The organism is Caballeronia sp. KNU42 (genome assembly GCF_053760385.1).
Genome location: NZ_CM132389.1, coordinates 1770659 through 1783182 on the forward strand (window position 1 = coordinate 1770659; position 12524 = coordinate 1783182).

Annotated in this window: 10 protein-coding genes; 7 read left to right on the forward strand and 3 right to left on the reverse strand. The window is 60.9% G+C overall.

Translation table 11 applies throughout. The features are described 5' to 3' along the window. Positions 1 to 23: 23 nt before the first annotated feature. The 4 genes from ACSOSP_RS27075 to ACSOSP_RS27090 all read left to right on the forward strand — a co-directional run bounded on the left by ACSOSP_RS27075 (position 24) and on the right by ACSOSP_RS27090 (position 5782). Complete coding sequence (locus tag ACSOSP_RS27075) at positions 24 to 1352, forward strand: MFS transporter (protein WP_455311495.1); 1329 nt, start codon at positions 24 to 26, stop codon at positions 1350 to 1352. A 44-nt stretch (positions 1353 to 1396) separates the two neighbouring features. Continuing rightward, positions 1397 to 2239 (forward strand): transketolase, encoded by an 843-nt coding sequence (locus ACSOSP_RS27080; RefSeq protein WP_455311497.1) that lies wholly within the window; start codon positions 1397 to 1399, stop codon positions 2237 to 2239. Further along, the gene (locus ACSOSP_RS27085) at positions 2236 to 3243 is read left to right on the forward strand and encodes a transketolase family protein (RefSeq protein WP_455311498.1); all 1008 of its coding nucleotides are present in this window, start codon (positions 2236 to 2238) and stop codon (positions 3241 to 3243) included. Before ACSOSP_RS27080 ends, ACSOSP_RS27085 begins: the two co-directional genes overlap by 4 nt. A 238-nt stretch (positions 3244 to 3481) precedes the next feature. Continuing rightward, positions 3482 to 5782 (forward strand): FdhF/YdeP family oxidoreductase, encoded by a 2301-nt coding sequence (locus tag ACSOSP_RS27090; protein ID WP_455311499.1) that lies wholly within the window; start codon positions 3482 to 3484, stop codon positions 5780 to 5782. Between the two features lie 36 nt (positions 5783 to 5818). Here the strand turns inward: ACSOSP_RS27090 and ACSOSP_RS27095 are convergent, their stop codons facing one another. Next, positions 5819 to 6907, reverse strand: coding sequence for an alpha/beta hydrolase family protein (locus tag ACSOSP_RS27095; protein ID WP_455311500.1), 1089 nt, complete (start codon positions 6905 to 6907; stop codon positions 5819 to 5821). A 464-nt stretch (positions 6908 to 7371) separates the two neighbouring features. Between ACSOSP_RS27095 and ACSOSP_RS27100 the strand changes: the two genes are divergently transcribed. After that, entirely contained in the window at positions 7372 to 8118 is a 747-nt protein-coding gene (locus tag ACSOSP_RS27100) for a glucose 1-dehydrogenase (RefSeq protein ID WP_455311501.1), read from the forward strand. Positions 8119 to 8181: 63 nt separating this feature from the next. Here ACSOSP_RS27100 and ACSOSP_RS27105 read toward each other — a convergent pair whose 3' ends face one another. After that, entirely contained in the window at positions 8182 to 8373 is a 192-nt protein-coding gene (locus ACSOSP_RS27105; protein ID WP_455311503.1) for a hypothetical protein, read from the reverse strand. 205 nt (positions 8374 to 8578) lie between these two features. Between ACSOSP_RS27105 and ACSOSP_RS27110 the strand changes: the two genes are divergently transcribed. Further along, positions 8579 to 10432: an ABC transporter transmembrane domain-containing protein gene (locus ACSOSP_RS27110; protein WP_455311504.1), complete on the forward strand. Its 1854-nt coding sequence runs from the start codon at positions 8579 to 8581 to the stop codon at positions 10430 to 10432. A 93-nt stretch (positions 10433 to 10525) separates the two neighbouring features. Here the strand turns inward: ACSOSP_RS27110 and ACSOSP_RS27115 are convergent, their stop codons facing one another. Beyond that, on the reverse strand, positions 10526 to 11326 hold the full coding sequence (locus ACSOSP_RS27115; protein WP_455311505.1) for a DUF899 domain-containing protein: 801 nt from the start codon (positions 11324 to 11326) through the stop codon (positions 10526 to 10528). 283 nt (positions 11327 to 11609) lie between these two features. Here ACSOSP_RS27115 and ACSOSP_RS27120 point away from each other — a divergent pair, with 283 nt between their 5' ends. Further along, positions 11610 to 12413, forward strand: coding sequence for a lipid II flippase Amj family protein (locus tag ACSOSP_RS27120; RefSeq protein WP_455311506.1), 804 nt, complete (start codon positions 11610 to 11612; stop codon positions 12411 to 12413). Positions 12414 to 12524: the final 111 nt, after the last annotated feature.

A 12524-nucleotide genomic window follows, 5' to 3' on the forward strand; every position in this document is an offset into this window, starting at 1 on the left:
CTCCGGCCGACAGGAGACAACCCATGAAAGCGAAGTCCACTGCGCCGTCAGTGACGGGCGAGCTTGCGTCGTTCGTCAACTCGGCGAGCTTTGAATCAAACACGTATGCGAAAGTCGGACGGCGATTAATACCGTTCCTGATGCTGTGCTATCTGGGCGCTTATCTCGACCGCGTCAACGTGGGCTTTGCGAAACTGCAAATGCTCAATGACCTGCGATTCAGCGAAACTGTGTATGGCTTCGGCGCCGGCATTTTCTTTCTCGGCTATTTCCTCTTCGAGATACCGAGCAATCTCATGTTGCATAAAGTGGGCGCACGAAACTGGCTCGCTCGCATCATGCTGACGTGGGCGGTTATTTCTGCCAGCTTCGTCTTCGTCAAGTCGCCTACGACGTTCTATATTCTCCGCTTTCTACTGGGTGTGGCGGAGGCAGGGTTCGCGCCAGGCGTCATCCTGTATCTGACTTACTGGTTTCCTGCGGCGCGGCGCGCAAAGGCACTGTCCCTGTTCTTCATGGCGATTCCGCTTGCGGGTATTGTCGGCGGTCCGTTGTCCGGCTACATCCTGCATGCATTCCAGGGTGTAAATGGACTAGCCGGGTGGAAGTGGCTGTTCATGCTCGAAGCGCTGCCTTCGTTGCTCCTTGGCATCGCCATCCTGCTCTACCTCGACAACGGCATTGCGGCCGCCAAGTGGCTCACCGCAGAAGAGAAGGCGCTCCTTGCGCGCAACGTGGCGAACGACAACGCCCACAAGATCGCTCATGTATCCGTCCGGTCTTTCATCGGCGACCGTCGCCTGTGGTTGATGGCTGCCATCTACTTCTGCGTGGTGCTCGGTCAATACGGCCTGACGTTCTGGCTGCCGACGATCATCCGCAAGTCGGGCGTCGCGGACCCGCTGTGGGTAGGTATCTTCACGGCCATCCCGTACCTCTGCGCGATCATTGCGTTGCCGCTGGTGGGCGCAAGTGCCGACCGCCATCGTGAGCGGCGCCTGCATCTTGCGATCCCGATGCTCGTATCGGCGGCAGGCTTCGCCACGCTTCCGATGCTGGGTGGAGTCGGCGCGTCGCTGGTGTGCGTCAGTGTGGCCGCCGCCGGCATTCTCGCTTCATCGTCGCAGTTCTGGTCACTGCCGACTGCGCTCCTTGGGGGCATGTCGGCTGCGGCTGGTATCGCGGCGGTGAACTGTTTCGCCAATCTTGCGGGCTTCTTCTCGCCGGCCATTGTCGGCTGGTTGAACGACCTGACCGGCAAGTCGACGGCGGGGCTCATCTTTATCTCCGTCGCTATCGTCATTGGCGCCGGGCTTGTTTTCCTCGTGCCAGCCAAGAGTGTCAATCGCTGACACCGTCCGCTGCAAAGACTCACTTTTTAAATCAAGGAGACACCATGAACGGTCCTTCATCAGATGCGGTGACGCTCGCCGAGCGCGCCTATCGGATTCGCAGAAACGCCTTGCTGATGGGCGAAGTGCAGGGGCAGGGCTACATCGGCCAGGCACTCGACATCGCCGATGTACTCGCGGTTGCCTACTTCGGCGCGATGCGCTACCAACCCGATAACCCCGAATGGGAAGGCCGCGATCGCTTCCTCCTGTCCAACGGCCACTATGCGATAGCGCTCTACGCGGCGCTGTTCGAAGCCGGTTTCCTGCCACCGGAAGAACTGGAGACCTATGGCAGCGACGACAGCCGCTTGCCGATGTCCGGTATGGCGAGCTACACGCCCGGCATGGAGATGTCCGGCGGCTCGCTCGGCCACGGACTCACGATCGCGGTCGGCCGCTGCCTTGGACTGAAGCGCAAGGGCTCGGACGCCTTCGTCTACACGCTCTTCTCCGACGGCGAACTCGATGAAGGCGCGATCTGGGAAGGCCTGATGTCGGCGGCTCACTGGAAGCTCGACAACCTGATCGCCATGGTCGACGTCAACAACCAGCAAGCCGACGGTCCCTCGACGCAGATCATGGCGTTCGAGCCGCTCGTCGAAAAGCTTGAAGCATTTGGCTGGTTCACGCAGCGCGTGGACGGCAACGACATCGATGCCGTGAAAGCAGCCTTCGATGCCGCACGCAGTCATCCGTTGGCGCAGCCGCGAATCATCGTATGCGATACGCGCATGGGCTGCGGTGTGCCGTTCCTCGAAGAACGGGAAAAGAACCATTTCATCCGCGTCGATGCCCACGAGTGGCAACTGGCGCTTGCGGCACTCGAAGCCGGGAGGCAAGCATGAGCAATACGACCACCACCACGACCAAGCCGCGTCTGAAGACCTCGGCAATGATCGCCTCTATCGCGAGCGAAGGACAAGTCACGCGCTCCGCGCCGTTCGGTCATGCGCTGGCGCAGCTGGCTCGCGAAAAGAACAACGTGATCGGCATGACTGCGGACCTTGGCAAATACACCGACCTGCACATCTTCGGAAAGGAATTCCCCGAGCGCTACTATCAGATGGGCATGGCCGAGCAACTGCTGATGGGCGCGGCAGCGGGTCTCGCGCATGAAGGTGCCCAGCCGTTCGTGACTACATACGCCGTGTTCGCGACCCGTCGTGCATATGACTTCATGCACCAGGCCATCGCCGAAGACAACCTCGATGTGAAGATCATCTGCGCACTGCCGGGCTTAACTACCGGCTATGGCCCCAGCCACCAGGCGGCAGAAGATCTTGCGCTCATGCGCGCCATGCCGAACATGACGGTCATCGATCCATGCGACGCGCTCGATACCGAACAGATGGTGCCTGCGATCGCCGCGCATAACGGCCCGGTCTATGCGCGCCTGCTGCGCGGCAATGTTCCGGCCGTGCTCGACGAATACGACTACCAGTTCGAGCTTGGCAAGGCCAAACTGCTGCGCGACGGCGCCGAGGTGCTGATCATCTCGTCGGGCATCATGACCATGCGCGCGCTGGAGGTCGCGAAGGCGCTGCAAGCGGATAACGTTGGCGTTGGCGTGCTGCACGTGCCGACCATCAAGCCACTCGACACCGAGACCATCCTGCGCGAAGCGCGGCGCACGGGCCGCATGGTCGTGGTCGCCGAGAATCATTCGGTGATCGGCGGTCTTGGCGAAGCGGTCGCGACCACGTTGCTCACGGCTGGCGTTACGCCGATGTATCGTCAGATCGCATTGCCCGATGAGTTTCTTGCGGCCGGCGCGCTGCCGACCTTGCATGACCGGTATGGCATCTCGACCAGCGTGATGGCCGACACCATCAAAGGCTGGCTTGGCTGACTGAAGAGGATAACAAGAGGATTTGGCTGAGGGAATACAGCCGGTTGAAGACCTGAGAGGCGAACGGTGCGTTGGTTAAATTCGACGCACCGTCAGCTGTGACATGCCCTGTTCCCCGATACATCATGAGCCTGACAATCGCTTGACGGTCAGCGCGGATCAACATTCATCGCACTTATTTTTCGCGTATGCTGCTTTCGAGCGACCTTAAATGGTGGATCGACACGGGAGATCGGAAATGGCTGAGCGTCGGGAAGTTGCTGGCATCAAGCGATACGACAGTCCTGCAGGTGGATGGGGCGCGTTGAACGCCACGGCGAAAGCGGTCAGGCAGCAAATGGACGCCACTGTCGCGCCACTGACTTTGCTGCGCACGAACCAGCCCGATGGTTTCGATTGCCCCGGCTGCGCATGGCCGGACAAAGAGCACAGATCGACCTTCCAGTTCTGCGAAAACGGTGCGAAAGCCGTGACATGGGAAGCCACCAAAAAGCGAGTGACGCCCGAATTTTTTGCGGCGCACACGGTGACGTCGCTGCTCGGCTGGTCCGATCACCAGCTGGAAGACGAGGGGCGCCTGACTCACCCGATGGCATATGACCATGCCACGGATACCTATGCCCCGATCACGTGGGAGGCGGCGTTCTCACGAATTGGGCAGGTGTTGCGTTCGCTGCCGGATCCCGACATGGCTGAGTTCTACACATCGGGCCGGGCATCGAACGAAGCCGCGTTTCTCTATCAACTTTTTGCGCGCGAATTCGGTACGAACAATTTTCCCGACTGTTCGAACATGTGCCACGAGGCGACCAGCGTCGGCTTGCCTCAGTCGATCGGAATCGGGAAAGGAACGGTGTCGCTCGACGATTTCGAGCACTGCGAATTGCTCATCGCGATGGGACACAATCCCGGCACAAACCATCCGCGAATGATGGGAACGCTGCACGAAATCGCTCGCCGCGGCGTGCCGATCATCGTGTTCAATCCGTTGCGGGAACGGGCGCTAGAGAGATTCGCCGATCCCCAGAGCGCGATGGAGATGGTGACGTTCGGCTCGACCGACATTGCGTCTTCGTACTATCAGGTCAGGGTGGGCGGCGACGCCGCCGCGTTGAAGGGCATTCAGAAAGCCATCATCGCCCTCGACGACGCCGCCGGAGCAGACGGGTCGGTCATCGATCACGAATTTATCAACAAGCATACAAATGGCTACGATGCAGTCGTCGCGGATATCAAGGCGACGGAGTGGGAGGGTATCGAGGCAATGAGCGGCCTGCCACGCGATGCGCTGGAGGCGGTCGCGAAGGCATACATCAAGTCGAACGCGACCATTGTCACCTACGGCATGGGCATTACCCAGCACAACAAGGGCACGTCGAACGTCCAGCAGATTGCCAATCTGCTCTTCTTGCGCGGCAACTTCGGGAAACCGGGCGCAGGGATCTGCCCTCTGCGTGGCCATTCGAATGTTCAGGGTAATCGAACGGTTGGCATCACGGAGAAACCGTCCAAGGACATGCTCGAGCGCATGGAGCGCACTTACGGATTCGTGCCCCCGAAGGCGCATGGCCACGACGCCGTGCGTGCGATTCGAGCTATGGCGGATGGAAAATCGAAAGTGCTGATGTGTCTGGGCGGCAATTTTTCGGTGGCGCTTCCGGATTCCGGCGCCTCGTTTGCGGCAATGCGCAAACTCGATCTGGCGGTACACATCAATACGAAACTGAACCGCAACCATCTTCTGGTCGGCAAGGAGTCGATCGTGCTGCCGTGCCTGGGCCGCACCGAACTGGACGAGCAATCCGGCGGCGTGCAGTCGGTGACGGTCGAGGATTCGATGTCGATGGTTCACGCGTCACGGGGCAAGCTTCCGCCTGCGTCCGAGCACCTGCGCTCCGAGCCTGCGATCGTCGCCGGTATCGCGCAAGCGACGCTGACGAGCAGCACGGTACCGTGGCTGAAGTTGATCGACGATTACGACCTGATTCGGGACGGGATCGAATCGGTATTCCCTGATTTTGCGGCGTTCAACGAGCGTATCCGTCAGCCTGGCGGATTCCGGCTCCCGCTGCCGCCAACGGAGCGCGTGTGGCCGACAGTGTCCGGCAAGGCGGAATTCATACCGTTTGCCGGGCTGAACGAAGGGCCGGAGCACATGTCCGGCGACATCCTTACGCTCACGACGCTGCGCAGCCACGATCAATACAACACGACGATCTACGGTCTGGACGACCGCTATCGCGGTGTGTTCGGGCGTCGTGACGTCATTTTCATGAACGAAGACGACATGGCCCTGCACAATCTGGAGCATGGCGATCTGGTCGACGTGGAAACGGCGCTGGCCTACGACCGTACGTTCCGGCTTTCGGGGTTCACCGTGATCGCATACAAGATCGCCCGAGGTGCAATTGGTGCGTACTACCCCGAAGCGAACGTGCTGGTCCCGCTCGAATACATCGACGAAGAAAGCGGCACGCCTTCATATAAGTCCGTGCCGGTCCGGATTTTCCGGTCACCCCGCAGCGAGGTCACGGGATAGGATGCGGTGGCCTGCGGGGAACATGTCATAGACCGGCTAATCCTGCGGGCCTCGCTGGACGTTCAGGTTGGTATCGAAGAACTTTAGCGCGGCATTGCCGATGTATCCGTGCAGGCTGGTCCGGTCCACGCCCGGGGCATCGATACACGCTTCCGGCCACGTGTCCCTTCCGTCCTGATCGCATTCGTTGGCGAAGATTTCATGATCGACCAAGCCAGGCATCACATCCAGTTGCGCATGGGGCGCGTACTTGGCCGCGAATTCGGCATTCTCTTTCGGCGGCGCCTGCGTGTCCCTCGCGCCAACAATGATGTAAGCGGGCAGCTTCAGTTGGGCCACCCCTTCCTCGTCCATTCCGAAACCCGGCAAGTCACCCGGCGCCATCGCGAACACGGCCTTCACGCGGCTGTCGGATACGTTGAGCGCCGGTTTGGCATCGAGCGGCAGCTCCTTGCGCAGTGACGCCGGCACCAGCTCGTTGTTCTTCCAGGCGCGTTGGTAGGCGAGGTACTTGTCCGGGTTCACCTTTGCGCCGCCGATCCAGAGTGCGGTGAAGCCTCCCTGTGAATGGCCAGCCACGCCAATCCGATCCGGATCGATATGCGGTCCCCAGGCTTTATCGTTCAGGAGGAACGTGATGTCCTTGCTGATGTCGACAGGGCGTTGCCAGAGCTTGCTCCTCGTGTACATGATCGTTGCGTCGTAAGTGTTCGCGCGGTAGTGATAGAGCGTAGCCACGATATATCCGCGCGCCGCCATGAACTCGGCAAACCAGGCGTAATAGAGTCCGTTGCTGCCATGACCGTGCGAGAACATGATGAGCGGACGTTTTATATTGTCCGAGACGACCCGCGCGTTCTTGTAGAGATGGAGGTTGGTGAAGAAAACCATGCGTGCCGGCACGTCGGTTTTGCTAAGGATAGCTGGGTAAAACAGAGTGAGCGCCAGGTGCCGGTTACCCTGTGCTGTATCCACATATTCGAGCTGTTTCATCCCGACCGCATACAAAGTTTCAGGCTGTATGGTTTGCGCGGACGTCATCGCCGGCCACGTGGCCGCGCAGCAGGAGAGGAGCGCCATTGCAGGACGGATCAATCCACGTTTCATCAGCAGAGCAAGGTTCATTTTTGCGTTCTCCCGACAAGCAGGTTGACTTGCGTTGTACTTGAACTCTGCTGGTTTATCGGCGGGAACCGGCTAGTCCAGGCAGGACTGCCAGTCTGCGCCGAATTCGCGCTACTCGTAAGCCCTTGGCGGCAACGCAGGCGGCGCGAACCTCCAGTCGATTATTCCTCGTTGTTTTCACCCGAGGATTGACTGATGATCGATAACGGCGAGCCGGACTATGTCGATTTCATTCGCGATCGTTCCAACGGCTTTTTGTCTGTCAAGTTGCCCGTCAAGGGCGCTACGGAACTCCCGGTCAAAATCCACTGGCCTTCAATTGTTCGTCAAATCCTTCCAGTCAATTCGTTTTGCGGTGCTTTATCGCGGCCGAGGAGATGTCTACATTGCACCAACGCAAATCGATTGGCCGCAGAAACAGCCAGTCATTGTCCACGGTAGCCAATCTCTTCAAGGAAACGATCATGAGCAAGCTCACAGGTAAGGTGGCCGTCGTCACAGGCGCGTCCAAGGGTATTGGAGCCGCAATCGCCAAGGCGCTCGCGGCAGAAGGCGCTTCGGTAGTCGTCAACTATGCGAGCAGCAAGGCGGGCGCCGATGCGGTAGTCGCAGCAATTACAGCGGCCGATGGCCGGGCGGTTGCCGTCGGCGGCGATGTGTCGAAGGCAGCGGACGCGAAAGGCATTGTCGATGCGGCCATCGAAACGTTCGGACGGCTCGACATCCTGGTCAACAACTCCGGGGTCTACGAATTCTCGCCGATCGAAGAGATCACCGAAGAACACTTCCACAAACAGTTCAACATCAACGTACTAGGCGTGCTGCTTACCACGCAGGCGGCCGTGGGTCATCTGGGCGAGGGCGGCAGCATCATCAATGTCAGTTCGGTCGTCAGCAGCATTACGCCGCCGGCAAGTGCCGTCTACAGCGGCACGAAAGGCGCAGTCGATGCGATTACCGGCGTGCTGGCGCGCGAACTGGGCCCCCGGAAAATCCGCGTGAACTCGATTAATCCCGGCGTCGTGGTGACCGAGGGTACCCAGAGCGCGGGGATAATCGGGTCCGATCTTGACGCGTGGGCCTTAGCCCAGACTCCGCTCGGCCGGCTGGGTCAGCCGGATGACATCGCGTCGATCGCGGTGTTTCTTGCCTCGGACGACTCACGCTGGATGACGGGCGAACACGTTGTCGCGAGCGGCGGCATGCGCTGATCTTTGGACAGATGATTGTGCCTGGCGCGGACTCGATGTGGTCCCGTCGGGCATAAACCCGGTCTAGCGACGGCCGCTGCGGCCCCATACGTAGCGCACCCAGCGTTGCCATCGGCTCTTCGGCGGGGCGACGGCGCTACGTGTTGCATGCTCGTTGCGGTCGCGCTCGACGCTCTTCTGAACCTGTTCATGGATCTGGCGTAAGGTCAGGCCGCCAGGACCCTTCAGTTTGTCGGGATCGGGATTGTCTGTCATGAGAGTGGCGCGTTCTGAATGAATTGAGTTGATGTTGATACGGATGTGCCGTCGCGGCAAGCAGCGTATCCCCCGGCGCACGGTCTGGAACATTGCATACGAATGCCGAAGCACGCAAGAATCGGTGCCGCGCTTTGATGTAGTCCGTCTTCGAATCTGCAGCACTGGCACAATCGAGGGGACCTTCGATCCACCTGGAATCTCGATGCCTGATGCTGTCCCGGCTGTCCCGCCGTCATCGTCTTCGCCGCCTTCGCCTTCGCGGGCCATAGGCCCCCTGTTTGCGCTGTTTCCCTTCCTGCGCCCCTATGCCGGGCGGTGGGCGCTTGCGTTCCTGGCGCTCGTGACATCGGCGGGGGCTACGCTTGCGTTGCCGGTGGCGTTCAAATACCTCATCGATCGTGGTTTCGCCAGCGGCGACCGGGCACACATCGATCGTTATTTCCTCGCACTCTTCTTCGTTTCGCTGATACTGGCCGGCGCCACCGCGCTGCGCTTCTACCTCGTATCCTGGCTGGGCGAGCGGGTCACCGCTGACCTGCGGCGTGCGGTCTACGACCACGTGCTGGAGATGAGCCCGCAGTTCTTCGAGACTACGCAGACCGGAGAGGTGCTGTCGCGGCTCACCGCCGACACCACGCTGATCCAGACGGTGGTCGGCACCAGCCTGTCGTTGGGATTGCGCAACTTCTTCCTGCTTACTGGCGGCGTGGCGATGCTGGCGGTGACCAGTCCGGTGCTATCGGCTTACATTATCGCTACGCTGGTAGTGGTGGTCGCGCCGATCGTGATCTTTGGGCGGCGCGTGCGGCGCCTTTCGCGCGCGAGCCAGGACAAGGTAGCGAACGCGAGCGCGGTGGCGGGCGAAGTGCTCAATGCCATGCCGACCGTGCAGTCATACACGCAGGAGCCCTTTGAGGCGCGGCGTTTCGGCGGCGCGGTAGAGCTGGCTTTTGAAACCGCGCTCACGCGCATCCGGGCGCGCGCGTGGTTGACCGCCGTGGTCATCGTGCTGGTGTTCACTGCCATCGTGTTCGTGCTCTGGCTTGGGGCGCAGGCGGTGCTGGCCGGGCGAATGACTGCCGGCCAGTTGTCCCAGTTCATCCTCTATGCGGTGTTCACGGCGGGCGCTGTGGGAGCGGTCGCCGAGGTGTGGGGCGACCTGCAGCGGGCCGCCGGCGCCACCGAGCGGTTGCTGCAATTGCTGTCGGCGCGCTCGCCGGTGGTGGAGGCTGAAACGACCGTGCCGTTGCCCACGCGCGGTGAGGGCATCCGCTTCGATAACGTCAGCTTCTCGTATCCGTCCCGCCCGGGTGTCGCAGCGCTTTCCAACCTTTCACTCGATGTTCGCTCGGGTGAACATGTCGCGTTGGTCGGACCGTCCGGGGCCGGCAAGACCACCTTGTTCCAGCTGCTGCTGCGTTTTTATGATCCGCAGGCCGGCGTCATCCTGATCAACAGCGTGCCCACGCGGCAGGTGCCGCTTGTCGAGTTGCGCAGGGAGATCGGGGTAGTGCTGCAGGAATCGGTGATCTTCTCCGGCAGCGTGCTCGACAACATCCGCTATGGCGCGCCCGAAGCCACGCTCGCGCAGGTGCAGCGAGCTGCGGACATGGCTGCAGCGGCGGGCTTTATCGAAGAGCTGCCGCAAGGTTACGACACGTTCCTGGGCGAGCGCGGTGTGCGGCTGTCCGGCGGACAGCGGCAGCGCATTGCGATCGCCCGCGCGATCCTGAAGAATCCGCCTATCCTGCTGCTGGACGAAGCCACCAGCGCGCTCGATGCAGCAAGCGAGCGGCTTGTGCAAAAGGCGCTGGACAATGCCGCGCAGAACCGCACTACGCTTGTCATTGCGCATCGCCTGGCTACGGTGCAGCAAGCGGACCGCATTGTCGTAATGGAACACGGCCGCATTGTTGCGCAAGGCCGTCACGCCGAGCTTCTGCTGAGCTCGCCGCTCTATGCGCAGCTTGCTGCCCTGCAGTTCGGCGAGCAACAGGGGCAGACGGGGCAGACGGGGCAGACTGGCGCTGTGCGTGATCGTGTCGACTCTGCGTGAAGAAGCGGACCTTCGCTCTACGGCCGCTAATGGCTTCTCATGGTTCTCAGACTGAGCGTCGCCGCGCTTCGGATCGAACGGAACATCCGTGGTTCATGGCTTCGTGATCGCGTCCTGGTTCCGGAACGCCGCCTCCCCGGCGTCCGACACCTCGACCCACTTCTTGTCGGGCGCTGCGTCTGCGACGTAGCTGTCGTGCCAGTTCCACCACTTGTAGGTCGGGGTCTGAGGGTATCCCTCGGGCGAGTCCTCCCAGGCCTCCTGCCGACCCAGCGGCGTGATGTCGAGATAGTTCCAGGTGCCCCCCATCTGCTCGTCGCCGCGGTTGTTGATGAAGTAGGTGCGGAACACGCGGTCGCTGGCTGCGTCGCGATAAAACACATTCGTGCCGTGCCACTCGTCCACGCCGAAGTCGGCGTCGAAGCTGTCCGTGAGGGTGAACCACGGGATCTCCCAGCCCATCTGCGCCTTCAGCCGCGCGATGTCCGCCTGAGGCGCACGCGAGAGGAAGACGAGGGTAGTGTCACGGGCGTTCAGGTGGGCGAGGTGAGCGACCTGATCGGCCACCATGGAGCAGCCCCGGCAGGCGTGCTCGGGCCAGCCGAACACGCCCGGCTCGAAGAAGGCACGGTAGACAATCAGCTGGCGCCGGCCGTCGAACAGGTCGGGCAGACTGGCTTTGCCCGCAGGCCCCTCGAACGAATACGCCTTCTCTACAGCCATCCACGGCATGCGTCGACGCTCGGCGGCTAGCGCGTCACGGGCGCGGGTGTGGGCCTTTTCCTTCACGAGCAAATGCTCGTGGGCCTCCTCCCACGCCTGCGACGACACGACCGGTGGTGTGTGCATGGCAGGCTGCCCGTCTTCCCGTCCGTTCTCGGATGATGATGTCATGGCTTTTGCAATCTCCTGGTTAGGACAAGTTCCCGCGCCTCTTGACTGTGAAGCGCGACTCCATTCGCTGCTCATTGCTCGTTATTCGTTATTGGCTGTGAGTTAGTTTGGCACCGGAAATCGAACCTTGGGAGTAACAAGTGCGGCGGTATTCCGATCGAAATGCCGACTACAGCCGCGACGCGTGGGCTGGAAGCGGGGGATTGCCGGCGCGTTGAACCGTGCGATCGTCTGAGACGCTATCGCGTGTAGACTGCTCCGGCCGCGACTACTGCCATGAACCATGGACACTCAACTGTTGATAATTTGCGCGCTCACGTTTGTTATTCACGTGATCGCGACGCTGGCATACGCGGTTCGGATCGCGGGCGTCCGCACTCGACGGATCGCCGTATCGTTTGCGCTTTTCGGTATCATCGCGCTCGTTTCGCGCACGGCAAATTCCTTTCAAGGCCCGTTCCTCGCAAAGCGCGTTGAAGAAAACCTGGCTCACCACGTTCAGCAGGGCATGCTTGCCGATTTCCGGCTTTTCCTCCTCGCGGCAACCTTGGCCACGGTGATAGGGGCGCTCCTCATTCCCACGTTTCAGCGCTACTTCAGCCGCGCGGTGATTCACTTTCAGATACATCGATCCCTTCCTCGCCTCGCGTTGCACGCCTTTAGCCGAGGGGGCATTTCTTATATTCGCGGGGGCGCTCGTCTTCCGTCGCGGGCTAATGTCACCCAATTGGCGACGGGCGCCGGTGTGTCCTGGAAGGTCATTGCCTTGAATGTTTTCGCCATGGCGCTCTGGACCGTGGGTGTCTTTGCTTCGTTGTACGCCGGTTATCTAAAACCCGAGCTACGCGTGACCTGCGCGAATCTGTCCTCGGTGATCAACGGGTTCGCGACCATTGTCCTGACGGTCATCATCGATCCGCAAATATCGGTCATGACCGATGACATCATAGAAGGTCGAGTCACGGAGAATCGGTTCCGCCGGGCCATTACGACGTTGATCGGCGCTCGCGTCGCAGGCACTGTTTTGGCGCAGGCGATGCTGATTCCAGCGGCACTGTTGATCGTTCGCGTGGCGGAAGCTATATGAGCCGGGGGTGGTCAGTTGGAGGCGCGACTGTTGTAATGGTAAGCAGAGGTGGGCCACAAACGGCCGGTCGGCACGCGAGCTTGGATCGCTGACAATTACGTTGCCAGCATG